The sequence below is a fragment of the Campylobacter sp. GTC17093 genome (genome assembly GCF_055397635.1).
The window spans coordinates 367,716-391,554 of sequence record NZ_AP038832.1; the positions used below are offsets into that span (position 1 = coordinate 367,716).

Here is a 23,839-nt window from a genome sequence, read left to right on the forward strand (position 1 = left end):
TTTGAATAAATTTTTGATGATTTTACTGTTTTTATGCTAATAATATGCTTTAACGAGCTTCTTCGTCATTTGTTAATAAAATATAGTATAATGCTTAAAAATTTAAACTCTATAAAGGATATAAAATGGCAGAAAAAACAGTATTTGAAAAGATTATTGACGGCGAACTTCCTTGCAACAAAGTCATGGAAGACAGTGATTTTTTAGCTTTCCATGATATCAATCCCAAGGCTCCCATACATATATTAATAGTTCCAAAAAAACATTTTGAAAATTTCCAAGAAGTTGACTCTCAAACAATGGGAAAAATGACAGAGTTTATTCATAGTGTTGCAAAATTAGTTGGAGTTGATAAAAGCGGCTATAGGCTCATAACAAATAATGGAAAAAATGCTGGGCAAGAGGTAATGCACTTACATTTCCATATGATTTCTGGCGGTGAATTTAAATGGAGCGATAAAGCCGTAAATCCTCAATCAACTTTTTGATATTTAAATATATTATTATTGAAAATTATTTTCATAATTTTATAAATTTTTGATACAAATTTATTTTATTTTAATATTTTTATAGATATAATTTCTTAGTTAATAAAATTTATTTAAGGAGATAGAATGCTAGTTACAAAAAAAGCACCTAATTTTACAGCACCTGCTGTTCTTGGAGATAATAAAATAGTTGAAGATTTTAATCTTTATAAAAATATAGGTAAAAATGGCGCGGTTGTATTTTTTTATCCAAAAGATTTTACATTTGTTTGCCCAAGTGAGATCATAGCTTTTGACAATAGATTTAAAGAATTTAAAGATAGGGGAATTAATCTTATAGGCGTAAGTTGCGACAATGAATATACTCACTTTGCTTGGAAAAATACACCAAGAGATAATGGTGGTATCGGAAATGTACAGTTTCCATTAGTAGCTGATCTTAAAAAAGAGATAGCAAAAGGATTTGATGTTCTTTTCGATGAAGCTGTTGCACTTCGTGGTTCATTTTTATTAGATAAAGATGGAACAGTTAGACACGCTGTTATTAACGATATGCCACTTGGTAGAAATATTGATGAAATGGTAAGAATGGTTGATACAATGCTATTTACAAACGAACATGGTGAAGTTTGTCCTGCTGGATGGCATAAAGGTGAAGCAGGCATGAAAGGCTCAACTGAGGGAGTAGCTGATTATCTTTCTAAAAACGCTTCAAAACTATAATCTTTTAGAGTGTCTTTTGACACTCTAAAATACAAAATTACAAATTATCTCTTATTTAATATCTTTTACAAAATTTACTTGATATAATTACCCAAAATGCTTTTTGGAGTTTATGGTGAAAAATTTGCAAGAAAATTTAAAACTTTTTTATCTTGGACTAAAAGATAATGAACCATACTTATATAAAAACAAAGATCTTACAACTCACGCTACCATAATTGGAATGACAGGAAGTGGTAAAACAGGGCTTGGCATAACACTTTTAGAAGAAGCATGCATAGATAACATTCCTACTTTTGTAATAGATCCAAAAGGTGATCTTACAAATTTATGCCTTACATTTCCAGATATGAAAAAAGAAGATTTCTTGCCATATATGGATGAAAACGAGGCTCAAAATGCTTCACTAAGCGTTGATGAAATGGCAGAAAAAACAGCAAAAACATGGAAGGAAGGTATAGAAAACAGCTTTCAAAGCCTAGATAGAATTAAGCTGCTTAAAGATAGTGCTGATTTTAAAATTTACACTCCTAAAAGCTCTGATGGTATTGGAATATCACTGCTTAGCGATTTTAATGCTCCAAATTTAAGCGATGATCAAAATCTAAATGAATATATATCATCTCTTACATCATCGCTTTTATCGCTCCTTGGGCTTGATACAAGCGACATTGGTTCAAAAGAATATGTGCTTATATCAAATATATTTTTAAATAGTTTTAAACTCAAACAAGATGTTAGCCTTGTAAATTTGATAGAGTTTATAGCAAATCCGCCATTTGAAAAAGTTGGGGTTTTTGCCGTAGATACATTTTTCCCATCAAATGACAGAATGAAACTTGCAATGAAACTAAACTCACTTATCGCAAGTCCATCATTTGCGCAGTGGAGAGTTGGCGAAAAACTAGATATAAAAAATATGTTTTTCAACAAAGATGGCAAAGCAAGATGCAATATTTTCTCCATTCCACATCTAAGCGATAGTGAAAGAATGTTTTTTGTAACACTATTTTTAAACGAAATGATAGCTTGGATGAGAACAAGCGAAGGAACAAGCTCACTTAGAGCTATTTTATATATGGATGAGATTTTTGGATTTTTTCCACCAACTTCAAATCCGCCATCAAAAACTCCAATGCTTACACTTTTAAAACAAGCTCGTGCATTTGGCCTTGGCGTTGTTTTATCCACACAAAACCCAGTTGATTTAGACTATAAAGGCCTTTCAAACATTGGGACATGGTTTATAGGAAGACTTCAAACCGCACAAGATAAAGATAGGGTTATATCAGGACTTAGTGGCATTAGTGGGAGTAATTTAAATAAAGCGGAGCTAGAAAATCTGCTCTCAAATTTACCAAAGAGAAATTTTTTAGTGAAAAACATAAACTCAGATGGACTTGATATTATAAACACAAGATGGGCACTTAGCTACCTAAAAGGTCCGCTTAGCAAAGGTCAAATTTCAAATTTAATGCAAGATAAAAAAGCTGGAGCTAATGAACACAAAAAAGTAGATCTAAATAACACAAAACCTCTTCTTTCTTCAGAAATAACTCAACTTTATAGTTATGGCTCAGACTTAAATTTAGAGCCTTATATGCTTGGAACTGCAAAAGTTAGATTTTTTGATATCAAAAAAAATATAGATGAAACCAAAGATTTGCAGATGCTACTTTTAGTTGAAGGAGATAGTTTAAACTGGGATGAAGCTTCAAGAAATCCTCAAATTTCCCTAGAAAATATTCCCAAAGATAGTTCAAAATACTCATCTTTACCATCTTTTATATCAACCTTAAAAAACTTCAGTTCGCAAGAAAAAGATTTAAAAGACTATATCTATAGAAATGTCAAACTTTATCTTTACTCAGCACTTGATATAAACTCATCTCCAAATGAAAGCAAAGAAGAGTTTTTAATAAAACTTCAAGATAAGTGTAATGAGATTTTAGAAAAAACCACAGATGAAATAACAGCCAAATTTGAAAAAGAAAAAGCCAAAATCGAAGACAAACTATCAAAGGCAATGATAAAGCTCGAAAAAGAAAAAAATGATCTTAAATCAGAAGGCATAAATGCTGCAATTAGCATAGGAACATCTATACTTGGAGCTATTTTTGGCGGAAAAGCTCTTTCAAGGACCAATATGGGCAAGGTTGCCACAGGAGCTAGAAGCGCAGGAAGAGTGCTTAATCAACAAAAAGATGTAGGCTATGCAAACCAAAGTGTTGAAAGTATAAACAATGAGTTAAATGAGCTTATTGGAAGTTTTCAATCTCAAATAAATGAGATAAAAAACAAATATGATCTAAAAAATATTACCATTGAAAAGATTGCTATAAGCCCTAAAAAAAGTGATATTTTTGATGAAAAAATTACATTAGTTTGGAAAAGTTAAAGGATAAAAATGAATGAAAATTTAGTTGCGTATTTGGTAGCTTACTTAATAGGAGCGATACCTTTTGGTCTTATTTTATGTAAAAAATTTACAAACCTTGATATAAGAAATGAAGGAAGTGGTAGTATTGGAGCTACAAATGTTTTAAGAGTTTTAAATGAGCATGGCTCAAAAGAAGCAAAAAAATTAGCCATTTTGGCCGTAATTTGTGATGCACTAAAAGGAGTTATACCTATACTTATAGGAAGATACTTTTTTGATCTACATATAGCAACCCTATGGAGTATGGCTGTTTTTGCAGTAATTGGGCACTGTTTTTCACCATATCTTAAATTTGAAGGCGGAAAAGGTATAGCAACTGGAGCTGGTGTTTTTGCTTGCTTTTTACAACTTGAAATAATTGGAGCAATTGCAGTTTGGTTTCTAGTAGGAAAAGTATTAAAAATATCATCTTTAGCTAGTTTATCCGCTCTTTTAGCAGTAGTTGTACTATCTTTTATATTCCATTACGATATGCCTGGCATAAATACACACGCACCAATACTAATAATAGCTTTTATAGTTATTTACAAACACATTCCAAATATCAAAAGATTGATAACTAGAGCAGAAAGTAAGATTATATGACAACAATCATTGAGGATTTTGAGTTTAAAACTATTATTGGATGCTTGGATTTTGAAAGGAAACATAAACAAGAAATTAGGCTATATATAGAATATCAAAGTAGTGAAATAATAGATTACACACTTATAATGCAAGAAATAGAGCTAATTTATAAAAAGCATAAATTCAAATTTGTAGAAGAGTCCATAAAAGCAACTTTTGAGAAACTTAAAATAAAATTTCCAAATTTAATATCTGTTAAGATTAAGATAATTAAATCTCAAGCCCTTAAAAATTGCAAAGTAGGCGCTATGGATGAAATAGTTTACTGATTTTTTGCTATCTTGAATTTTTTCTTAATATTTGATACAATTCCTTAAAATTTTATGAAAGAGAGCTAATAATTATGAGGATTCTAATAGTAGAAGACGAATTAACATTAAACAAAACTATAGGCGAAGGATTACAAGAATTCGGATATCAAACAGATAATTGTGAGAATTTTAAAGATGCTGAATATTTTATAGGCATAAGAAACTATGATCTAGTTTTAACCGACTTAATGCTTCCAGATGGCGATGGAATAGATCTTATCGATATCATTAAACAAAAGTCAGCAAGAACTTCTGTTATAGTATTATCTGCAAAAGATGACAAAGAAACAGAGATAAAAGTTCTTAGAACTGGTGCTGATGATTTCATCAAAAAACCATTTGATTTTGATATCCTAGTTGCTAGAATAGAAGCAAGACTTAGATTTGGCGGTACAAACACAATAAAAATTGATGATTTAACAATAGATCCAGATGAAGAAAAAATCATCTATAAAGGTCAAGAAATAGAACTAAAAGGTAAACCATTTGAAGTTCTAACACACCTTGCAAGACATAGCGATCAGATCGTTTCAAAAGAGCAACTTTTAGATGCTATCTGGGAAGAACCAGAACTTGTAACACCAAATGTTATAGAAGTTGCAATAAATCAAATTCGCCAAAAAATGGATAAACCTCTAAATATATCTACTATAGAAACAGTTAGAAGACGTGGATATAGATTTTGTTTTCCCAAAAAAGCTTAAGAAGTAAATTCGTACTACAGTTGGTGCTTGCATCAACTGTTTTAATAACTGTTATTTCTGTAATGCTTTATCATTATGTAAAAATAACAATATTTGAAAATGTTGTTCAAACTATGCTAAAAGAAGCTAAATCAATAGACTCTCTAGGTACAGAAAATTTCAAAAGAGTGTACAATGATTACTATTTTGGAACTCAAACTGCAGATATTGAAGTTATTGATCTTAACTCGTCTGTGAGTAAATATTTTTTCGAAAAAACTACAAAAAATGGACTTGATTATCTTTTGCTTGTATATCCAAATTTTGCAAAAAACGCTACTTTACTTTTAACTAGAGAAACGACTGCATATAACAATGTTGTCAAACAAATACTTATAGATATAGTAATTGTTAATGCAACCTCCATTTTTCTAGTACTTTTTTATGCTTTATTTCTTTCTAGAATGCTACTTTTCCCTATAAAAACTTTAACCTATAAATTAGGAAATTTAAACGAAGGGTTTTTGCAAGAAGTTAGCACAAAAGATGTTCCCATAGAATTTATGCAATTAACAAAAAGTATAAATGGCTTGATATCTAGAATTCAGACTTTTGTTCAGTATCAAAAAGAACTTTTTATAGGTGTAGCTCACGAGCTAAAAACCCCTTTAGCGGTCATGAAAACAAAAAATGAAGTTACTCTTATAAAGCAAAGAGATAGCGAAAAATATATTGAGGCTTTAAAAAATAACAATGAATCTATAAACAAAATGAACTCCATGATAAGCTCTATTTTGGAAATAGGTAGACAAGAAGGAGCACAGTTTGAAGAACCTAAAAAAATAGATATCATTGCATACATAAACGAATTAATAAATAATTTTAAAATATTGTCGCATTTAGAAAAGATAAATATAGAAACTGATTTAAAACCAGAAAAACTAGAAGTTATGATACAACAAACCTTATTTTTACACATACTTCAAAATTTTGTTCAAAATGCTATCAAATTTTCACCCAATGAATCTACAATAACCATAAAATCATACATACAAAACGATAAATTTATAGTAGAAGTTATAGATGAAGGTTGTGGTATAGACGAGAGCAAAAACTTATTTGCCCCATTTGTTAGAAGTGGAAACAAAAGCGGTGCTGGCCTTGGACTATTTCTGGCATTAAATGCAGCTGAGGCAATTGGAGCAAAAATAAATATAAAAAATAGAAAAGATAGAAGTGGTGCCATATCTTACATCTCTTTACCTTTATCAATAAAATTTAAACAAAAAACTCACAAATATACAAATTTTTAGCTTTTTTTAAAATATATTATTGTATAAACTACACTAAAAATTAAAAAGGCAAAAAATGGCATTAATGATAACAAATGACTGTATAAGTTGTGATGCATGTAGAGAAGAGTGTCCTGATGACGCTATTTTTGAAGATAGTCCCATTTATATCATAGACCCAGATAGATGTAGTGAGTGTATCGGTGATTATGCAGAACCTGCTTGCATAGTTGTTTGTCCAACAGAATGTATCATACTTGATCCAGACAACATAGAAACAGCGGAGGAGCTTAAACTTAAACACGAACAATCAAGTGAAGCATAATGGCGAAAAAAACCGCTATTATAGATCTTGGTTCTAATTCAATGCGAATGGCTATATTTGCTAGAACTAGTAGATATGGCTTTTATATATTAAACGAAAGTAAAGTAAAAGTAAGGCTTGGAGAAAATGCTTACGAAAATGGCGGCTATATACAGCCTAGTTCAATGCAAAAAGTCTTAAACGGTTTTGCTTATTTTAAAAAAATAGCAAAAGAAAATGAATGTGATAAATTTTACTGCATAGGAACTTCAGCATTAAGAGATGCTCCAAATGCTAACGAATTTATAAAACTTGTAAAAAACAAATATGGACTAAATTTAAAGCGCATCGATGGAAAAACAGAAGCTAAGTTTGGCGGAATAGCAGCAAATAATCTACTTTATAATATTAAAAATGCGACAACCATAGATATAGGTGGCGGTTCTACTGAGCTTGCGCTTATACAAAATTCAAAAGTTGTCGATGCTGTTTCTTTAAATTTAGGAACAGTTAGATTAAAAGAGCTTTTTTTTGATAAAAAAAATTTAAACGGCGCAAAAGATTTTATAGATAGTTTAATATCTCAAATACCCCCTAGTTTTAAGAATGATAATTTAATAGCAATTGGCGGTAGTTTGCGTGCTATTTCAAACGCCATAATGGAAAAAAACAATCATCCATTAAAAATAGTTCATAATTTTTCATATAATCTTGAGGATGAAAAAGACTTTATTTCTGCGATATGCAATTCTTCAGCAACAGATTTAAAAAACTTTAGCATTAAACAAGAAAGATTTGATACCATAAGAGAAGGAGTTATGATATTTTTAAAAATAGCTCAATATCTTGAATCAAAATATGTATGCACAAGCGGTGCAGGCGTAAGAGAAGGTGTGTTTTTAAATAGCATTTTAGGTAAATTTACAAAATTTCCACCAAATTTTAATCCGAGTTTAAAATCGTTACAAGATAGATTCTTAACCACAAGTAGTTCAAAAATTTGCAAATACTGTAGAGATATATTTGATGCATTAAAGCCTATTCACAATATAGACGAACGCTATCTTTTTGAATTAAATGTCGCAGCAAAATTACACAATATCGGCTCTTATTTGGGTTTTTACTCGGAGCATTTGCATAGTAGCTATATGGTGTTAAACTCGCTAAATTATGGCTATACACACGCACAAAAAAGTCTTATTTCTTTAATAATAAAAAATCATGGAAAAAAAGAAGTTGACAAAAACGATTTATCTTTATTTGGAAGTCTTTTACCAGATGCTAAAACAATTTTATGGCTTAGTTTTATACTATCTTTTGCCAAAATTCTAACAACAGTAGAAGAAAAAGGTGCCATTTTTACGCTATCAAATCAAACTCTGCATATAGAAAATTTTATAAATGTAGATATCCAAAAAGAGCAGATAAAAAAACTATCAAAACCTGCAACCTTTGCTATATCTTTTGATTAACTAAGGCTCGCTTTTTGTTTATAATCACTAAGCGAGTTTTGTCTTTCTTCTAAAAATTTACCTAGTCTTTGTCTATTTTCTTCAAAAAACACTTCAAAATCATCGCTGGTTTGTATATTATCGGCACCAAATTTATCTAAAACCACATTAGAGCTTCCAACCAAGATAAGATATTTTCTATTTTCATGTTTTAATAGCATGATTTGATTTTGTCTATCTAGTGGGCGCTGAAATATGATGTCTATGTTGTTTTTCTTATCGTTTTTTATAAATTTTTGCAATGGGTTTTTAATATTACCAACTCCATAAGATATATTTATTGAAGATGATAAATATTTTTTTATAAATAGCAATACAATTATTAAAACGATCAAAAAAGCCATAACTATTATGTATCTTTTATCAAAACTAGGTTCTTGTGCATATTGTATTGAATCCACTGTATTTTTTGTAGTTACAACATTATTTACTGCAGTTCCTTGAGAGTTTATAACCCTAACCCTAAGTCCATACTTATCTTTTGTCATTGCAGCTTGAATATTTATTGGTTTATCTGCCCACAACACTAAATTTGTAGAGTTTTTAGCACCCTCTAATGACATAGTTTGTAAAATTGTCGAATCTAAAGTTCTATCAACATTTTTTTCGAAACTTACACCATCTAATGTCAATATATTTATACCATTTTCTACTTTTTGAACTATCTTGCCATCATAAGGAGCGTCAAAGCTAAGCATTAAATCAACTCTTTCATCTCGCTCATAAATATTATAAGTAAGTAAATTTACGCCAAATAATGGCAATGATAAAAATATAAGTAACAAATATCTCATTAAAGCTCTTTTTTAAAATACTGAACCACTGATTTTGAGTCCAAAATTTCGTTTATTCTAATTGCTAGGTTTTTTTCATAAACCATAACCTCACCCTTGCCAACAATTCTATTATTAATATAAAGCTCTACGCTTTCTCCAGCTGGCTTTTCAAGATCTATCACAGAGGCATTTTCTAATCTCATAAATTCTTTTACGCTTAATGTAGTTGTTCCAAGTTCAGCAGTAAAATATACACTGATGTCTAAAAGCTCGCTGTAATCAGAAAATAAACCTTCTTTTATAATATCATCATCTGGCATATTTACCTTGTTTTCTTCGCTCATGCTTTTTTATATCCGATTTGAAATGTTCTATTATTCATTTTAAATATCATTTTTTCTTTAAGTCTTAAACCAAAAGTTTTAACCATGCCAAGATACTCTGGTGTTCCTAGCCTATAATCATCACTTCCTCTATCTACTAGTAAATTTTTAGCATATCCTATAATCTGATTAGCAGACTCTTTACATATGTCACAAAGATCATCTTCTGTTAACTTATAAGTGCCCAGTAATGCTTTACCAAAACTATTTAAAGTTTCTTTTTTAAAATAAAGATAAAAATTATATTCTTCACCATTCTTAAAGACTGGGATAGATGCACCATAATAATCTTTGCCTAGCGACTTGCCTCGCTCAAGCTCGTAACCAAGTATATCAACACAAAAATGTCTAACAGAATACTCAATAGCACTAAGCATTTTCTATCCTTTTAAGCTAGTTTTATATAATTATACTTTAAAAACCGTAAAATGTTTATAAATTTTACTCTTCAAAAATTTTTGAAATTTCATTTATTGCATCTGAAACACTAAACTGAGATGTTATTTTTACTATACTTGTCCCAACTATGACACCATCTGCATAGGTTTTAGTGAGCCTCACATCTTCATTTGTTCTTATACCAAAGCCAACTGCTATAGGTAAATTTGTAGCTTTTTTAATATCTGCCACCATATTTTTAAGCCTTGATACTGGCGTTTGTTTTCCACCCGTTACACCAATAGAACCAACCGCATATATAAAACCTTTTGATCTTTCCAAAAGTTTACTTAGTCTATGTTCCGAAGTTACGCTTATTAGAGGTATCAAACAAATACCTAAAGCTTTGGATTTTTCAAAAAGCTCCTCGCTTTCTTCATACGGCAAATCAGGTATTATAAGGCCGCTTATACCGCACTCTTTTGTTTGTTTTAAAAAATCATCAATTCCATAAGAAAATATAAGGCTGTAATAAACTAAAAAAACTAAGCATTTATCAGTTTTACACTCTTTTAACATTTTAAAAATATGCTTTGTATCAACGCCATTTTGCATGGCAGCAAAACTAGCATCAAATATTACTTTACCGTCAGCTATAGGATCTGAATATGGAATGCCTATTTCAAGGATATCAAGTGCACTTTTATCAAGGGAATTTATAAGCTCTTTTGTATACTCTAAATTCGGATAACCAGCTACTATATAACCGATATTTGCCTTTTTATTTTTAAAAGCCAAAGATATCTTATCCATATATTGTTCCTTTTTTGTAATTCATTATAGTATTTACATCCTTATCCCCTCTTCCTGAAACATTTACAACTATTGTTGATTTTTGTTTTAAAGTCGGACAAAGCTTTTTTAGATATGCCAAAGCATGGGCACTTTCAATTGCAGGTATAATCCCTTCTAATCGTGAAGTTAACCTGATGGCTTCTATACACTCGTCATCTGTAATCGCAGCATAATAAGCCCTATTTATGCTACGCAAATAGGCGTGTTCTGGCCCAATACCAGGATAATCAAGTCCAGCCGATATACTATGAACTGGTAAATTTCTTCCAAACTCATCTTGTAAAACCATAGTTTTCATACCATGAATTATGCCAACTCGTCCATTTGTCATAGTTGCAGCGTGATATGGAGTATTTGCACCAAGGCCACCAGCTTCAACACCTATTAAATTTACATTTTTATCATCTATAAATGCTGTAAAAATACCCATAGCATTGCTTCCACCGCCAACACATGCAATAACATAATCAGCTTTTATATCTTTTTGCCTAAGTTGTATCTTAGTTTCATCACCTATAATTCTTTGAAAATCCCTAACAATAGTAGGATAAGGGTATGGTCCAACAACAGAACCTATAACATAAAATACGCTTTCTATCTCATTTACCCAAGCTTGAATTGCTGCAGTTGTAGCTTCTTTTAGTGTTTTTAAACCTTCATTAATTTCTATAACACTAGTTCCTAAAAGATGCATTCTAAATTTATTTAATTCTTGCCTCTTAGCATCTACTGCACCCATATAAACATCACACTCAAGCCCAAGAAGTGCAGCAGCTGTTGCAGTTGCAACGCCGTGCTGTCCTGCGCCTGTTTCAGCAATAACTTTCTTTTTACCCATTTTTTTAGCAAGCAAAGCTTGTCCTAAGGCATTATTGATTTTATGGGCACCTGTGTGATTTAAATCTTCTCTTTTTAGATAAATTTCATGACCATAATGCTCACTTAGTCTTTTTGCATGATAAAGTGGCGTTGGACGACCAACATACTCTTTTAAAAGATAATCAAGCTCCTCTTTAAACTCCTTGCTTTTTGCGATTCTCTCATAAGCCTCTTCAAGCTCTTCAAGGGCAAACATTGCAGTTTCTGGCAGAAATTGGCCACCAAATTCACCAAAATAACTTTTTTTGTTCATAGATTTACCTTGATTTAAAATTTATTAATTATACCAAAATGGTTTTAAATTTATCTTTTTAAATTTAAAAACGTAATTTTTCTAAAATTTGAGATATTTTTTGAGGATTTTTGATACCATTTTCATCTTCAACTTTGCTGTTTATATCAATAACCCTTGGTTTGTATTTAGCAGCTTCGCAGACATTTTCTAGCCCTATTCCACCAGCTAAGCCAAAACTATATGGTTTTAAATCTTTTAAAATACTCCAATCAAAGCTAGTTCCATTTCCACCAAGTTTTTCACCTTTGGAGTCAAAAAGCGCCATATCATAAAATTTATCATTTAAATTTGGAAACTCATTGCTTATATTAAAAACTCTCCAAATTTCTATGTTTTTAGCATGCAAGCCCTCATATAAATTTGGTAAAATTTCACCATAAATTTGAACTATATCCAAATTTACAGTTTTACAAATTTGTAAAATCTCATTTTCATCTATATCAGCAAAAATACCTACGCATTTTTTAGCGTTTGTATGAGCTAAATTTGAAATCTCACATGCTATGTCTACACTAACTTTTCTTTTGCTTTGCGCAAAAATAACGCCAAGATAATCTATGTTTAAATTTATAATACTTCTAGCTTCCTTAGAGCTTTTTATGCCACAAATTTTAATTTTTTGCATTTTTATAATCTTGATAAAACTCCCAAACTTTGCCATCTTTTATAGCTTTTAAAATCATCTCTTTTGCATCCATTGGGGTTTTTACTTTCTGCGCACAATACATGCCAAACATAGCGTTTAAGACAACTATATCAAATTTAGCCCCGCTTATCTCGCCTTTTAGAGTTGCCTCAAGCACTTTGCCGTTTTCTTCACCAGTTCCACCCTCAACATCTTTATGAAAAGCTCTGTTAAATCCAAATTGCTCAGGCGTGATTTTATACTCTATGATTTTATTATCTTTTACTTCGTGGATTAGCGTTTCATCGCAAATACTTATCTCATCCATACCATCCATTCCATGCACTACTAAAGCGTGTTTTCTACCTAAGTTCATAAGTGTTTTTGCCATCAATTCATTAACTTCTTCAAGGTAGTTTCCAGCTATTTGATAACGAAGCGATAAATTTGGATTTAAAAGTGGTCCAAGCATATTAAAAACTGTTCCTATCTTTAAGCGATCGCGAACTTCTTTAACCTCAGCTGTTATTTTATGGAAAAGTGGCGCATGAAAAAACGCTAAACCTTTTTCTTCAAGAAGTTTTCTGTTTTCTTGCAAACTACCGCTCATTGGTATATTTAAAGCACTAAGCGCGTCGCTACTTCCGCTTTTGCTTGTAACTGCTTTATTGCCATGCTTTGAAACCTTCACGCCAAGAGCTGCAAGGATAAAAGCTGTAGTTGTGGAGATATTTATCGTTTTTAAGCGGTCTCCACCAGTTCCAACGATATCAAAAAACTCACCATCATCACTATAAGTAAGTGAGTATTTTAAGATATTTTTTACAAACGCAGCAAGACTATCAGCATAAAGGCTTTTTTCGCTTATTAGCACTAGAAGCCCTGCGAGTTGCACGATATCATAATCTTTATCATCAAGCGCCTTGCAGATCACCTCATAATCCGAGCTATCAAGCGGATATCCTTTTTGAAGCTTTAACATGTATGGGGCAAAACTTGTCATATTTTCTCCTTTTGAATTTATATTATAATTTATAAAATTTTCTATAATTTTTTTGCCATACTCGCTAAAATAGCTTTCTGGGTGAAACTGCACACCAAAAATAGGTTTATTTTTATGCCTAAAAGCCATTACAACATCATCATCCAAGCTTTTTGCTAAAATTTCAAAATCAGTTGGTAACTTACTAACATGTAAAGAATGGTATCTCATGACACTAAACTCTTCGCTTAATCCATCAAATATTACCCCTTTTTGATAGACTTTTATATGAGAAGTTTTACCATGAAGTGGTTTTTGTAGCTTAGAAATTTCTCCGCCAAATACAAAACCGATTGCTTGGTGACCAAGACAAACGCCAAGTATAGGCACATTTAAATCAGCTTTTAAAATTTCTAAGCAAATTCCACTATCTTTTGGATGTTTTGGACCAGGACTTAAGATGATGTGAGTTGGATTTAACCTTTTTATCTCATCAAGCGTGATTTTATCGTTTCTCACACACATCACATTATCACTACTCATCTGCTTTATGTATTGATAAATGTTGTAAACAAAACTATCGTAATTATCTATTATAAGTATCATTTTTCTTCTTTACACAACTCTTTTATAACTTTTAGGCATGAGTTTCGTTTGTTGCAAATTTCCATATACTCATTTTCGGGGACGCTATCATAAACTATGCCAGCTCCTGCGCCTATGTATGCGATGCCTGAACTAAAAATAGCACTTCTTATAAGTATTGCCATTTGCACGTTGCCGTTAAAATGCCAAAACCCTATGCCTCCACCATAAACTTTTCTCTCTTTTAGCTCAAGTTCATCTATGATTTGCATAGCCCTTATCTTTGGGCTTCCACTAAGCGTTCCAGCTGGAAAAATACTTGAAAAGATATCAAAGTTATCACTATTTTTATCTTTTTTACCCCAAACTTCGCTGATGATATGCATAACGCTTTCATAAAATACAACTTGCATTGGTTTTGCAACTCTAACGGATGCCGATTTTGCATGTTTCCCTATGTCATTTCTTGCTAAATCTATAAGCATTTTATGCTCAGCAAGTTCCTTTTCATCATTTAGCAAATCAGCCTTTAAAAGCATATCCTTCTCGTGGCTTTCTCCCCTTTTTCTTGTTCCTGCTATTGGGGCAACAAAAATGTTATCATCTTTTATCTCAAACACAAGCTCAGGACTGCTTCCAACTACATCGCCATACATAGTAGGAAAGTGAAACATATAGGGGCTTTCGTTATTTATTTTTAGTTTTTTGTAAAACTCAAGGCTGGATAAATCAGTCTCAACCCTTAAAATTTCACCTAAAACAACTTGAAATATATCGCCATTTTCTATATAAGTTTTTGCCTTTTTTAGCATATCAAAGAAGTAGGATTTTTCTTTTTGATAATCTGTTAAAATTTTAAATTTATACTCTTTTTTTTCGCTTTTTATATAAGATCTAGAGAGTCTTTCTTCTAAATTTAAATCATCATAAAATGTATAAATTTTACTCATTTTATCATAGTGAATATAAGCTTTTGCGTTTGCGTAGTAGAAATTTGGAAAGTCATAATAACTATCTTTTTTTATCCCAATACTCTCTATAGTTTTAACTATATCATAGCTCATCACACCAAAAAGACCGGCAAAGGGAGCTATTTTATTAGCCTTAGTAGAGTTAAATTTGTCTTTTAACTCACATAAATTTTCGCCACTTACATAAGTACAATCAACTCCAATTATAACTTGCAAGCTATCTTCAGCCAAAAAGCTATTTTTATAAATTTTTAAAATTTTTTCATAACATGCCAAAGGCTCTAGTAAAAGCATAAAACTCCATATATTAAGTATATAATTAAAGCATTATAAAATAAAATCACTTTACCGTCTCTTAACAAAAATATAGGTAAAATCACAAAACCAAATTAAAAATAAAGATATTATTATGGAAATTTTTTTTCTAATTGTTTTTGGCATTTTTACTGGTTTTTGCTCTGGTTTTTTTGGCATAGGTGGTGGAACTATAGTTGTGCCAATGATGATAAACATGGGATATGATATAAAAACAGCTGTTGGAATTTCCATACTTCAGATGTTATTTAGCGCGACATTTGGATCTTTTGTTAATTATAAAAAGGGAAGATTAAAAATAGATAATGGTATCTTTGTAGGATTTGGCGGACTTGCTGGGGCTAGTTTAAGCGGTTTTATAGTAAGTATTATTGATGAAAAAATTCTAGAAATCGGACTACTTTTAACTCTAATCATAGCTATAATCAAATTTTTTACTTCAAATTTAAATGCTAAGCCTAAAAATCCACCAAATTTTACGCTTTTCATAATAGGTTTTTGCATAGGAGCTATCGCTATAAGCATGGGCATTGGTGGTGCGCTTTTCTTAACTCCTATTTTAGTTGGCTTTTTAGGTGTAGATATAAAAAAAGCAGTTTCTATAGGGCTATTTTTTGTAATATTTAGCTCAGTTAGTGGCTTTATATCACTTGCTATAAATGGGCATGTAAATTATCAAGCAGGAATTATCCTAGGTTTAGGTAGTTTGCTTGGAGTTTATTATGGAACTGGGGTAAGCTTTAAAATGGAAAAAAGTTTACAAAAAAAATGGCTTTTAGTTCTGTATATAAGCATGTTTTTACTAACTTTAAGAAAAATAATATTTCTTTAAATCATAAATCTTTCAAAGCATTTATGATCAAAACCATTGATTTATCTATACCAAATTTAGACGTATTTATACATAAATCATAATAAATACTCTCTCCCCATTTTTCATCTGTATAGTAATTGTGAAATGACTCTCTATTTTCATCTTCTAACTCTATAAAATCGCTAGCTTTTTGCCTATTTAAATTTTCTTGCTCCATTATCCTTTTTAGCTTAAATTCCATATTAGCGTGTAAAAATACAGATAAAAACTCACTATTTTGTCTTAGAAAATAGTTAGCACATCTTCCAACTATGATATAGTTATCATCTTTTGTTAGTTCATTATAAATTTTTTTTATACTATCTTTTCGTTCTACGGCTATTTCGTTTTTAACAATAGCTTGCAAAAGAGAATTGACTGGTTTTTCTTTATAAAGTCTATTCATCTCTTCAAAATAGCCAAAATCTTTAGCCTTTTGAAGCAATTTTTCTTTATTTAGATAAGTAAAATTTAGTTCTTTTGAGAGTTTATAGGCTATCTCTCTACCACCGCTTCCTGTTTGTCTTCCTATAGATATTATCATTTTTTATCCTTAACTTAAAAAAATTTTGCAAAAATAGATGCGCCAATAACCGTTAAAAGTCCACTTACTGCTATGGATAAAGATGCCATAGCGCCTTCTATATCTCCATATTCTATAGCTTTTGCAGTTCCCATTACGTGTGATGCACACCCAAGAGATACGCCTCTAGCAACTTTATTATCTATCTTAAATATTTTAAACAAGCTATCAGCTATGATACTACCAAAAATTCCAGTTATAATAACTAAAGCAACTGTTATAGTAACTATACCATTGAGCTTATGTGAAATACCTATGGCAATTGGTGTTGTTACGGATTTTGGAAGCATAGTTACATACATTTGATGATCTAGTCCAAAAACAAAACTAAGAGCAAATATGCTCAAAAGACCAAAAAATACACCGCTTATCAAGCCTAACATTATGGCAACATAATTATGTTTTAAAAGCTCTAATTGCTCGTATAAAGGCACAGCCAAACAAATTGTTACTGGGGTTAGAAAAAAACTTATATGTCCTGCACTTGCATTAAATTTATCATACGGTATGTCAAATAAATAAAGAAACAATATGCAAAAAATTATAGCTAGTAAAAGCGGATTTAAGATGGAAAATTTAAACTTTCTTTTTATAAAAATGCCCAGTTGATGTGATGCTAAGCATAAAAATACGCCAAAAAATGCAGAATTTAAAAAAACTTCTCTCATGATAACTTATTAATTTTTCTTACTAAATTTATAAACCATCTGTGTTATAAGACCACTCGCAAGCATTACTACAATTGTACTGATAAATGTTATCGTAATTATAGGAAAGAAATTTTTTAAAATTTCACTTTGTGAGTTTATAAGACCAACTCCAGCTGGTATAAAAACAACTGGCATTATCTCTATGAAAAATACAGCAGTTTCTCTTATATGATGAACTTTTATTACCTTAAAATATAGAGCAAAAAACATGATAACAAGCCCGTAAATACTACTTGGTATATTTCCTGGCAAATCATAACTTAGCATCTCGGCTAAAAAAGATATGCCTAAAATAATCATAATTTGTTTTAAATATTTCATTATTTTCCTTTAATTTTTAAAAGATTATATATCAATTTATAATATAAGTTTATAAATTTAAACATATGTTATATTTTTTTGCCTATAATAAAAGATTAAATTTGATTTATCAAAGCTAGGAAAAATAATGAATGATATTATAAATGTGATAGGTGCCAAACAACATAATTTAAAAAATATAAATTTAAAAATACCCAAAAATAAACTCGTAGTTTTTACAGGACTTAGCGGGAGTGGCAAAAGCACACTTGCATTTGATACACTCTATGCCGAAGGACAAAGAAGATATTTAGAAAGCTTAAGCTCATATGCAAGGCAGTTTTTAGATAGAATTGCAAAACCTGATGTTGTAAAGATAGAAGGCCTAACACCAGCTATCGCAATTGACCAAAAAACAACGTCTAAAAATCCTCGCTCAACTGTTGGGACGATAACTGAAATTTATGATTATATGCGTTTGCTATATGCAAGAATTGGCGTACAACACTGCCATAAATGTGGCAAACCGATCTCAAAAATGAGTGCTAGTGATATTATAAATGAGATTTTAAAATTTCCTGATGGAGCAAAAATTTCTATCATCTCTCCAATAGTTCGCGAAAAAAAAGGAACTTTTTCTGATATTTTAGAAAATATGAGAAATAAAGGCTACGTTAGAGCGATAATTGATGGTGTTATGGTGCGTCTAGATGAAGAGATAGAACTTAGCAAAACCAAAAAACACTCCATTTCTATAATCATAGATAGAGTTAGCGTAAGTAAAGAAAACTCAGCAAGAATTGCAGATGATGTCGAAAAAGCACTTCATGAGAGTTTTGGAGAAGTTGAAGTTGAGATAGCAAACGCAAAAGAACTTGATATCAAAAACTCACACATCCATTTTAGCGAACATATGGCTTGTTTTGATTGTAAAATTTCTTTTAAACCGCTTGAGCCACTTTCATTTAGTTTCAACTCTCCAAAAGGAGCTTGTGAAAGCTGCGATGGACTTGGAATAAGATTTAGCTTAGATTTAACAAAGATTATAAATGAAAACGCTACTATCACAGGTGGTGCTATAAAAATAATGCATGGATTTTTTAAAAGTTATTACGCTAAATTTTTACAAGCATTTTGCGAACAAATGGGCATAAAAACAAATGTGCCATACTGCGATTTAAGTGAAGATGACCAAAAACTTCTACTTTATGGAAGTGTAAAAGATATCATATTTTTATGGAAAAGGCACAAATTAACACGTAAATTTGAAGGTGTTATAAAGATGGCTTATGATATCTTAAAAGATCATAAAGATTTAGAAAATTTTATGAGCGAGAAAGTTTGCCCTGATTGTTTTGGGCATAGATTAAGACCAGAAAGTTTAAGTGTAAAAGTTGCAGGCGTTGGGATAGGTGATATTTTAGATATGAGCATTGAAAAGTGTGTAGAATTTTTTAGCGATGAGAAGAATTTTAATTATCTAAATGAACAAGAAAAAACCATAGCTTTACCTATATTAAATGAGATAAATGCAAGGCTTTATTTTCTTAAAAATGTAGGACTTGGTTATCTTAGTTTAGGGCGAGATGCAAGAACTATAAGTGGTGGTGAGGCTCAAAGGATACGAATCGCATCTCAAATAGGAAGTGGCTTAAGTGGGGTAATGTATGTTTTAGATGAGCCAAGCATAGGGCTTCATGAAAGAGATACAGCAAAACTAATCACAACACTTAGAAGTCTACAAGAAAAAGGAAACTCAGTAATTGTAGTAGAGCACGATAAAAAGACTATAGAAGAAGCAGATTTTGTAGTTGATATTGGACCAGGAGCTGGTATGCATGGTGGAAATGTGATATTTAGCGGAGATGTTGCAAATTTATTAAAATCAGGAACACAAACCGCACAGTATCTAAATGGTGAAAAAAATATAGAATATTATCAAAACAGAAAACAAGAAGATTTCTTAGAAATAAAAAATGTAAATATAAACAACATATCAAATTTAAGCGCTAAATTTCCGCTTAGAAATTTAGTAGGGATTACAGGAGTTAGTGGAAGTGGGAAAAGCTCTCTTGTTCTTCAAACACTTCTTCCAAATGCACTTGAGCAACTAAATCATGCCAAAAAAATCAAAAAAACAAAAGGCGTTATCATAGATGGCCTTGAAAAACTTGATAAAGTTATATATCTTGATCAAAGTCCAATAGGTCGCACTCCAAGAAGTAATCCCGCAACTTATACAGGTGTAATGGATGAAATAAGAAATCTCTTTGCACAAACCAAAGAAGCTAAACTTAGAGGATACAAAATAGGTAGATTTAGCTTTAATGTTAAAGGTGGCAGATGTGAAAAATGCCAAGGCGATGGTGAAATAAAAATAGAAATGCACTTCTTGCCTGATATTACAGTAGTTTGCGATACATGCAATGGCACTCGTTACAACGCCCAGACATTAGAGATTTTATACAAAGGCAAAAATATTTCAGATGTGTTAAATATGAGCGTAGATGATGCATTAGAGTTTTTTAAAGCTATACCAAAAATCCATGCTATTTTACATACTCTTCATGATGTTGGTCTTGGGTACATAACACTTGGTCAAAATGCTACAACTCTAAGTGGAGGCGAAGCTCAACGCGTAAAACTAGCAAAAGAGCTAAGCAGAAGCGATACTGGAAACACACTTTATATATTAGATGAGCCAACAACTGGACTACATTTCGCAGATATAGACAAACTTACAAAAGTTTTGCAACATCTTGTTGATCTTGGAAATTCTGTTTTTGTTATAGAACACAACATGGATATCATAAAAAACTGTGATTATCTAATAGATATGGGTCCAGAAGGTGGAGCTGGAGGTGGAAAAATAATAGCAACAGGCTCACCAAAAGAAATAGCAAAAAACTACAAAAAAACACACTCTTACACAGGAGAGTATTTGAGCTATGAATTAAAAGGAAAAAAGTGATAGCCGTTTATCTTTTTTTAAGCACGATGTTAAGAGGTGCGATTTGTCTTGCACCATTTTTTATATTGAGCTTTTTTATAAAAATTCCAAATAAATTAAAACACTTTGGGGTTTTTATCATAGCAGTTTGTATATCTATGTATTTTTCATCTAAAGTTGAAATGCAAGGAAAACAGCTTGTGTTTTATTTCCTACTAGATATGCTTACAACCTATCTTGGTGTGATTACATTTATGGGGCTTGGTATCACCTTGCATAACTCTAAATTTTGCAACTTTTGTAAAAAATATAGAAAACTTTAGGAGTATATATGAAAACACTAACTATTGTTGATACATTTGGATTTTTTTTCAGACTTTACTATGCAATGACTTCACTTAAGTCAGCAAATGGCAAACCAAGTGGCATGGTAAACGGTTTTGCAAATTTCATAATGAATTTAAAGAATGAATTCAAAAGCGATTACATCATCTTTGCACTTGATAGCAAGGGGGGAACCTTTAGAAGCGAGATTGATGCAAACTACAAAATGAACCGCGTTAGCCCGCCAGAAGATTTAAAAGAACAGCTTGTAGTTTGTATAGATATGATAGAAAAAATGGGACTCTATAGTCTTGGCAAAGAAGGTTATGAGGCAGATGATATAATAGCAAGCGTAGTAAAAAAATTTAAAAACGAAATGCAAATTAACATAGTAACTCACGATAAAGATCTATATCAGCTAATTTCTGAAAATGTAAATATATACTCAGCTGCAAAAAAAGAGCTTTATAATAGAGATGGTTGTTATGAAAAATACGGTGTTTTTCCAGAACAAATAATAGACTTTTTAGCCATCTGTGGTGATACATCTGATAATATCCCAGGAATCAAAGGTATAGGAGAAAAAGGTGCCAAGAAACTTCTTGATGAGTTTAAAAATTTAGAAGGAATTTACTCAAATTTAAGCTTAGTTGGAAATGAAAGAACTAGAAATCTTTTAATAGAAGGAAAAGAAAATGCATTTCTTAGCAAAAAACTAGCCTCTTTATACGATGACATAGAAGTTCCAGACATTACAAAAGCAAAGTTTCCTCAAACTAATCCACTTTTAAATGTAACTGAAATTTTAAAAGATTATTCACTAAATCGCATTCTTTCAAATTTACAACAAAAAGCCGATAAAATAACCCTAAATTTCGAACCAGTGCTTATATTAGATGAAAGTGTTTTAAGCGAAATTTTACACGACATCAGTGAAGATACCATTATAGCTTTTGATACCGAAACCACAAGTCTTGATAGCAAAACAGCAAACATAGTAGGTTTTTCATTTTGTTTTAATGATAAAAAAAGCTATTATGTACCTCTAGCGCATAAATATTTAGGTGCACCAAAACAAGTTAGCCTAAAAGCTGCTACGTGGGCAGTAGAGAAAATTTTCAAAGGTTTTGTAGTTGGGCAAAATTTAAAATATGATTTTAACATAGTAAAAAACTGCCTTGGCATAGATTTACCTAAAAAATACGCAGATACCATGATACTTGCTTGGCTTGATAATCCTGAGCTTAGTGCAGGCATGGATAATCTTGCAAAAAGACTTTATGATTATGATACGATAAAATTTGAAGAAGTTGTTAAAAAAGGTGAAAATTTTGGAAGCGTTGAGCTTGAAAATGCACTAAAATATGCAAGCGAAGATGCTTGGATAACGCTTAAGTTTTTTAATACCTTTAAAAATTCTCTTGATGAAAAGCTTTTAAATTTAGCTAAGAATTTAGAATTTCCTTTCATAAAAGTACTTTTAGATATGGAAAATAACGGCATAAAGCTAAATTTAGAAAAATTAAAAGAACTAATTGGCTCAAATGAGAAAAATCTAAAAATTTTAACAGATGAAATTTATGATTTAAGTGGTGAAAAATTTAACATAAACTCTCCAAAACAGCTTGGAGAAGTGCTTTTTGAAAAATTAAATCTTCCAACTGGTAAAAAAACAAAAACTGGCTATAGTACAAACGAAAATGTACTAAACTCACTTCTAGAAGAGCATCCAGTGATTGATAAAATATTACTATATAGAGAACTTTACAAACTCCAAAGTACATATTGTGAGCCACTTTATACGCTTGCAAATAAAAATAAACACAATAGAGTTTTTACAAGTTTTATTCAAACAGGTACAGCTACAGGAAGACTTTCGAGTAAAAATCCAAATTTACAAAATATTCCTGCTCGCGGAAGTTTAGCCAAACAAATGAGAGAAGTCTTTGAAGCAAAAGATGGTTACACTTTTATATCGCTTGATTATTCACAAATCGAATTAAGACTTCTTGCACATTTTAGCAAAGATCCTGCACTTTTAGATGCATTTAACAAAGATGAAGATATCCATTCAAGAACGGCTATAAGTATATTTGGAAGTAGTGATAGCAACTATAGAGCTATAGCAAAAAGCATAAATTTTGGGCTAATTTATGGCATGGGCTCAAGCAAACTTGCGAATCAAATCAATATTTCAAGAAACGATGCAAAAGATTATATTGATAGATACTTTAAAGCATTTTCAACTATAAAAGAGTTTTTAGAAAGTATAAAAAATGATACCAAAAATAGCGGTTTTACTACTACTTTGCTTGGTAGAAAACGCTACTTTGACTTCTCTAAGGCTACTCCAATGCAACTTGCGATGTATGAACGAGAAGCTGTCAATACAAAATTTCAAGGAAGTGCGGCTGATGTCATAAAGATTGCAATGCTTGAAATTTCTAAACACTTAAATGATAATACAAAAATGCTACTTCAAATTCACGATGAGCTTGTTTTTGAAGTTAAAGAAGAGCTAGCAAGCGAGTTTGGAATTAAAGCTCAAAATATAATGGAAAATATAATTAAATTAAATGTTCCGCTTAAAACAAGCCTAAGCATGGCGCAAAACTGGGGGGATTTAAAATAAAATTTAATACAAATTTTAAGAAATTTGAAGTATAATGGCGGGACAATTGTTTAATGGAGATTAA

24 protein-coding genes are annotated in these 23,839 nt (G+C 31.1%); 13 read left to right on the top strand and 11 right to left on the bottom strand.

The features are described from left to right. Positions 1-125: 125 nt before the first annotated feature. The 9 genes from ACZ5VL_RS01800 to ACZ5VL_RS01840 all read left to right on the top strand — a co-directional run bounded on the left by ACZ5VL_RS01800 (position 126) and on the right by ACZ5VL_RS01840 (position 8,340). The gene (locus tag ACZ5VL_RS01800) at positions 126-488 is read left to right on the top strand and encodes a histidine triad nucleotide-binding protein (protein ID WP_464199371.1); all 363 of its coding nucleotides are present in this window, start codon (positions 126-128) and stop codon (positions 486-488) included. Between the two features lie 126 nt (positions 489-614). Continuing rightward, positions 615-1,211 carry a peroxiredoxin gene (locus ACZ5VL_RS01805; protein WP_464199373.1) on the top strand — a complete coding sequence of 199 codons (597 nt, stop codon included), beginning with the start codon at positions 615-617 and terminating at the stop codon, positions 1,209-1,211. A gap of 115 nt (positions 1,212-1,326) precedes the next feature. Further along, positions 1,327-3,609, top strand: a complete 2,283-nt coding sequence (locus ACZ5VL_RS01810) for an ATP-binding protein (protein WP_464199374.1) — start codon at positions 1,327-1,329, stop codon at positions 3,607-3,609. A gap of 9 nt (positions 3,610-3,618) precedes the next feature. Then, positions 3,619-4,236, top strand: coding sequence for a glycerol-3-phosphate 1-O-acyltransferase PlsY (gene plsY / locus ACZ5VL_RS01815; protein WP_464199375.1), 618 nt, complete (start codon positions 3,619-3,621; stop codon positions 4,234-4,236). Further along, positions 4,233-4,547: a dihydroneopterin aldolase gene (locus tag ACZ5VL_RS01820; protein WP_464199377.1), complete on the top strand. Its 315-nt coding sequence runs from the start codon at positions 4,233-4,235 to the stop codon at positions 4,545-4,547. Before plsY ends, ACZ5VL_RS01820 begins: the two co-directional genes overlap by 4 nt. 74 nt (positions 4,548-4,621) lie before the next feature. Next, complete coding sequence (gene hsrA / locus ACZ5VL_RS01825) at positions 4,622-5,293, top strand: homeostatic response regulator transcription factor HsrA (RefSeq protein ID WP_464199380.1); 672 nt, start codon at positions 4,622-4,624, stop codon at positions 5,291-5,293. After that, complete coding sequence (locus ACZ5VL_RS01830; protein ID WP_464199382.1) at positions 5,272-6,585, top strand: HAMP domain-containing sensor histidine kinase; 1,314 nt, start codon at positions 5,272-5,274, stop codon at positions 6,583-6,585. The genes hsrA and ACZ5VL_RS01830 overlap by 22 nt, the downstream gene beginning before the upstream one ends. Positions 6,586-6,640: 55 nt before the next feature. Next, positions 6,641-6,889, top strand: a complete 249-nt coding sequence (locus tag ACZ5VL_RS01835; protein ID WP_464199384.1) for a YfhL family 4Fe-4S dicluster ferredoxin — start codon at positions 6,641-6,643, stop codon at positions 6,887-6,889. Next, entirely contained in the window at positions 6,889-8,340 is a 1,452-nt protein-coding gene (locus tag ACZ5VL_RS01840) for a Ppx/GppA phosphatase family protein (protein WP_464199386.1), read from the top strand. The genes ACZ5VL_RS01835 and ACZ5VL_RS01840 overlap by 1 nt, the downstream gene beginning before the upstream one ends. Here ACZ5VL_RS01840 and ACZ5VL_RS01845 read toward each other — a convergent pair. The 8 genes from ACZ5VL_RS01845 to ACZ5VL_RS01880 form a co-directional block, all read right to left on the bottom strand. Next, on the bottom strand, positions 8,337-9,173 hold the full coding sequence (locus ACZ5VL_RS01845; protein WP_464199388.1) for a hypothetical protein: 837 nt from the start codon (positions 9,171-9,173) through the stop codon (positions 8,337-8,339). The two genes, ACZ5VL_RS01840 and ACZ5VL_RS01845, sit on opposite strands and share 4 nt — an antisense overlap. After that, a complete protein-coding gene (gene fliN / locus ACZ5VL_RS01850) occupies positions 9,173-9,475 on the bottom strand; it encodes a flagellar motor switch protein FliN (protein WP_464200233.1) in 303 nt (100 codons plus the stop codon). The genes ACZ5VL_RS01845 and fliN overlap by 1 nt, the downstream gene beginning before the upstream one ends. Before the next feature lie 20 nt (positions 9,476-9,495). Beyond that, positions 9,496-9,915, bottom strand: coding sequence for a restriction endonuclease (locus tag ACZ5VL_RS01855; protein ID WP_464199390.1), 420 nt, complete (start codon positions 9,913-9,915; stop codon positions 9,496-9,498). A 64-nt stretch (positions 9,916-9,979) separates the two neighbouring features. Next, the gene (gene trpA / locus ACZ5VL_RS01860; protein ID WP_464199392.1) at positions 9,980-10,729 is read right to left on the bottom strand and encodes a tryptophan synthase subunit alpha; all 750 of its coding nucleotides are present in this window, start codon (positions 10,727-10,729) and stop codon (positions 9,980-9,982) included. Beyond that, a complete protein-coding gene (gene trpB, locus ACZ5VL_RS01865) occupies positions 10,722-11,903 on the bottom strand; it encodes a tryptophan synthase subunit beta (protein ID WP_464199394.1) in 1,182 nt (393 codons plus the stop codon). Before trpB ends, trpA begins: the two co-directional genes overlap by 8 nt. Positions 11,904-11,967: 64 nt before the next feature. Then, a complete protein-coding gene (locus tag ACZ5VL_RS01870) occupies positions 11,968-12,570 on the bottom strand; it encodes a phosphoribosylanthranilate isomerase (protein WP_464199396.1) in 603 nt (200 codons plus the stop codon). Next, on the bottom strand, positions 12,557-14,158 hold the full coding sequence (gene trpD / locus ACZ5VL_RS01875; protein WP_464199398.1) for an anthranilate phosphoribosyltransferase: 1,602 nt from the start codon (positions 14,156-14,158) through the stop codon (positions 12,557-12,559). Before trpD ends, ACZ5VL_RS01870 begins: the two co-directional genes overlap by 14 nt. Beyond that, positions 14,155-15,402 (bottom strand): anthranilate synthase component I family protein, encoded by a 1,248-nt coding sequence (locus ACZ5VL_RS01880; protein WP_464199399.1) that lies wholly within the window; start codon positions 15,400-15,402, stop codon positions 14,155-14,157. The genes trpD and ACZ5VL_RS01880 overlap by 4 nt, the downstream gene beginning before the upstream one ends. A 115-nt stretch (positions 15,403-15,517) precedes the next feature. Here ACZ5VL_RS01880 and ACZ5VL_RS01885 point away from each other — a divergent pair, with 115 nt between their 5' ends. Further along, positions 15,518-16,255, top strand: coding sequence for a sulfite exporter TauE/SafE family protein (locus tag ACZ5VL_RS01885; RefSeq protein WP_464199400.1), 738 nt, complete (start codon positions 15,518-15,520; stop codon positions 16,253-16,255). 1 nt (position 16,256) lies between these two features. On the opposite strand, the gene ACZ5VL_RS01890 is transcribed toward ACZ5VL_RS01885, so the two are convergent. Genes ACZ5VL_RS01890 through ACZ5VL_RS01900 form a run of 3 tightly spaced genes read right to left on the bottom strand, consistent with a single transcriptional unit; the run spans position 16,257 to position 17,890 of the window. Then, on the bottom strand, positions 16,257-16,820 hold the full coding sequence (locus tag ACZ5VL_RS01890) for a cytidylate kinase-like family protein (RefSeq protein ID WP_464199401.1): 564 nt from the start codon (positions 16,818-16,820) through the stop codon (positions 16,257-16,259). 14 nt (positions 16,821-16,834) lie between these two features. Next, positions 16,835-17,527 carry an LrgB family protein gene (locus tag ACZ5VL_RS01895; RefSeq protein ID WP_464199403.1) on the bottom strand — a complete coding sequence of 231 codons (693 nt, stop codon included), beginning with the start codon at positions 17,525-17,527 and terminating at the stop codon, positions 16,835-16,837. 9 nt (positions 17,528-17,536) lie between these two features. After that, positions 17,537-17,890 (bottom strand): CidA/LrgA family protein, encoded by a 354-nt coding sequence (locus tag ACZ5VL_RS01900; RefSeq protein ID WP_464199405.1) that lies wholly within the window; start codon positions 17,888-17,890, stop codon positions 17,537-17,539. 127 nt (positions 17,891-18,017) lie between these two features. Here ACZ5VL_RS01900 and uvrA point away from each other — a divergent pair, with 127 nt between their 5' ends. The 3 genes from uvrA to polA are packed head-to-tail and all read left to right on the top strand — an operon-like array spanning position 18,018 to position 23,775. After that, positions 18,018-20,840 carry an excinuclease ABC subunit UvrA gene (gene uvrA / locus ACZ5VL_RS01905; protein ID WP_464199406.1) on the top strand — a complete coding sequence of 941 codons (2,823 nt, stop codon included), beginning with the start codon at positions 18,018-18,020 and terminating at the stop codon, positions 20,838-20,840. Beyond that, positions 20,837-21,142, top strand: a complete 306-nt coding sequence (locus ACZ5VL_RS01910) for a hypothetical protein (protein WP_464199407.1) — start codon at positions 20,837-20,839, stop codon at positions 21,140-21,142. Before uvrA ends, ACZ5VL_RS01910 begins: the two co-directional genes overlap by 4 nt. 8 nt (positions 21,143-21,150) lie before the next feature. Then, on the top strand, positions 21,151-23,775 hold the full coding sequence (gene polA, locus ACZ5VL_RS01915; RefSeq protein WP_464199409.1) for a DNA polymerase I: 2,625 nt from the start codon (positions 21,151-21,153) through the stop codon (positions 23,773-23,775). The last annotated feature ends 64 nt before the right edge of the window (positions 23,776-23,839 follow it).

Bases quoted from the DNA above. Each gene is read 5' to 3' on its own strand.
- hsrA (WP_464199380.1), top strand. From the start codon at position 4,622: ATGAGGATTCTAATAGTAGAAGACGAATTAACATTAAACAAAACTATA.
- fliN (WP_464200233.1), bottom strand. From the start codon at position 9,475: ATGCCAGATGATGATATTATAAAAGAAGGTTTATTTTCTGATTACAGC.
- ACZ5VL_RS01800 (WP_464199371.1), top strand. From the start codon at position 126: ATGGCAGAAAAAACAGTATTTGAAAAGATTATTGACGGCGAACTTCCT.
- ACZ5VL_RS01880 (WP_464199399.1), bottom strand. From the start codon at position 15,402: ATGCTTTTACTAGAGCCTTTGGCATGTTATGAAAAAATTTTAAAAATT.
- ACZ5VL_RS01900 (WP_464199405.1), bottom strand. From the start codon at position 17,890: ATGAAATATTTAAAACAAATTATGATTATTTTAGGCATATCTTTTTTA.
- uvrA (WP_464199406.1), top strand. From the start codon at position 18,018: ATGAATGATATTATAAATGTGATAGGTGCCAAACAACATAATTTAAAA.
- ACZ5VL_RS01835 (WP_464199384.1), top strand. From the start codon at position 6,641: ATGGCATTAATGATAACAAATGACTGTATAAGTTGTGATGCATGTAGA.
- trpA (WP_464199392.1), bottom strand. From the start codon at position 10,729: ATGGATAAGATATCTTTGGCTTTTAAAAATAAAAAGGCAAATATCGGT.
- polA (WP_464199409.1), top strand. From the start codon at position 21,151: ATGAAAACACTAACTATTGTTGATACATTTGGATTTTTTTTCAGACTT.
- trpD (WP_464199398.1), bottom strand. From the start codon at position 14,158: ATGATACTTATAATAGATAATTACGATAGTTTTGTTTACAACATTTAT.
- ACZ5VL_RS01855 (WP_464199390.1), bottom strand. From the start codon at position 9,915: ATGCTTAGTGCTATTGAGTATTCTGTTAGACATTTTTGTGTTGATATA.
- ACZ5VL_RS01840 (WP_464199386.1), top strand. From the start codon at position 6,889: ATGGCGAAAAAAACCGCTATTATAGATCTTGGTTCTAATTCAATGCGA.
- ACZ5VL_RS01820 (WP_464199377.1), top strand. From the start codon at position 4,233: ATGACAACAATCATTGAGGATTTTGAGTTTAAAACTATTATTGGATGC.
- trpB (WP_464199394.1), bottom strand. From the start codon at position 11,903: ATGAACAAAAAAAGTTATTTTGGTGAATTTGGTGGCCAATTTCTGCCA.
- ACZ5VL_RS01845 (WP_464199388.1), bottom strand. From the start codon at position 9,173: ATGAGATATTTGTTACTTATATTTTTATCATTGCCATTATTTGGCGTA.
- ACZ5VL_RS01870 (WP_464199396.1), bottom strand. From the start codon at position 12,570: ATGCAAAAAATTAAAATTTGTGGCATAAAAAGCTCTAAGGAAGCTAGA.
- plsY (WP_464199375.1), top strand. From the start codon at position 3,619: ATGAATGAAAATTTAGTTGCGTATTTGGTAGCTTACTTAATAGGAGCG.
- ACZ5VL_RS01890 (WP_464199401.1), bottom strand. From the start codon at position 16,820: ATGATAATATCTATAGGAAGACAAACAGGAAGCGGTGGTAGAGAGATA.
- ACZ5VL_RS01895 (WP_464199403.1), bottom strand. From the start codon at position 17,527: ATGAGAGAAGTTTTTTTAAATTCTGCATTTTTTGGCGTATTTTTATGC.
- ACZ5VL_RS01885 (WP_464199400.1), top strand. From the start codon at position 15,518: ATGGAAATTTTTTTTCTAATTGTTTTTGGCATTTTTACTGGTTTTTGC.
- ACZ5VL_RS01805 (WP_464199373.1), top strand. From the start codon at position 615: ATGCTAGTTACAAAAAAAGCACCTAATTTTACAGCACCTGCTGTTCTT.